This window comes from Pseudobutyrivibrio xylanivorans DSM 14809 (assembly GCF_900141825.1).
GTDB lineage: Bacteria > Bacillota > Clostridia > Lachnospirales > Lachnospiraceae > Pseudobutyrivibrio > Pseudobutyrivibrio xylanivorans.
The window spans coordinates 1-1,377 of the sequence record NZ_FQYQ01000057.1 but is presented as its reverse complement, the minus strand read 5'-3'; the positions used below and the strand labels follow the sequence as shown (position 1 = coordinate 1,377).

Below are 1,377 nucleotides of genomic sequence, written 5' to 3'. Positions count from 1 at the left end.
GCTCAAATGAAAAACTAACTTCCGGCAAAGAACATCAAAAACGCCTCAGTTGAGTTTTTTACAATTATTTACAATCAAAACTACATTTGACGACTCTGTAAAACGTGATAAAATCGTTTTACAGAGTCTGTTTGTTTGCATGGCAAACAGACGACTGGAAATAATTGAGCAAAAGTAAATTCCACCCGTCATTAAGTAAAAATGATGATTGAGTGGTTACCTGTCTGCTCTAAAATATTATTTTTCTAAGAGTTCCGGTTTTAATAGGATGTCGTCTGGCGAGACTTCATATTGTCCTGTTAGAATCGGAATTTTTTTGTCGATAAGTAGCTTTGAAAGTGCAAATGGAGTCGCACCATTTAAGCTGTCTCTAGCAGTTGAGTTGATGTGGCTGGCGAGTTTGTTCATATCAGCTTGAGTAAAGTTTTGCATGCTCTTTCCTTTAGGAATCACATATCTAATGTATTCATGATTCTTTTCCAATTTCCCTTTTTGATTAGATGCATATGGATCACAGTAGAATACATAGCATCGATGCTTTCCATCAGGGCCTTTCTCGATATCCCATGGATTTTTAAATTCTGCACCATTATCAGTGAGAATGACTTCAAAATATTTTCTAAAAAGTCGTAGAGTAATAGTCTCAACAAGATTATTAATGGCGTTGATTACGCATTCCTGAGAACACCTAGGAAGGAGAATAATGAGCATGAAATTGCAGCTTCTAAATAAAAGCGTCAAAAGACATTTGCCGGTTTCTCGAGTTCCTTTAACAGTGTCCAATTCTACAACTGATGCATCTGGATGATGTTCCATGTAGAATTCGAAATCTTTATAAGTACGTTTGTTTCTATAACGTTGGGTTATGTCTCTTGAAACAGAATGTTTAGCGCGACGCTTTTTGTAGCGAACACGTCTATGCAAGTCAATATTTCTAGCATCAAAAACTCGTTGATCCAGATAATTGTAGAGTGTTCTTCTACAAACAGGTATGTCATCAGCATGAACAGCGAAAATGTGACTCAATGGTTGTCCCTTTTTAATCAAAGGGGAAATCATAGAATTAAGTTCATCCAATTCTTGTGGTGTCAGGTTGATTCCGACACGTGAGCGTACGAGAGTGGCTTCGTATGTGGTTTGAGCCTTTCGGGCATGGTATACATGCTTTTCAAGATGGCAAGTGGGGCGATTCTCGCAACCGTTACAAACATATGGTGGCTTGAAAGGAATATCGCATGTAAAAAAATCTTCAGATGGGCATGTGACGCGTCGTCTAAAAGTGAAACATTGCTTGCATTTTCTCTTGCAATGCTTGTTTCCGCATAAGTTATGGATTTCGCAATCATCATAATTAATGCAATTGCGACAGCTCGTTGC

1 protein-coding gene is annotated in these 1,377 nt (G+C 37.9%); it reads right to left on the bottom strand.

The window, feature by feature from the left end:
• Nucleotides 1-237 precede the first annotated feature (237 nt).
• Complete coding sequence (locus BUA88_RS15815) at nucleotides 238-1,230, bottom strand: IS30 family transposase (protein ID WP_143151469.1); 993 nt, start codon at nucleotides 1,228-1,230, stop codon at nucleotides 238-240.
• Between the last annotated feature and the right edge of the window lie 147 nt (nucleotides 1,231-1,377).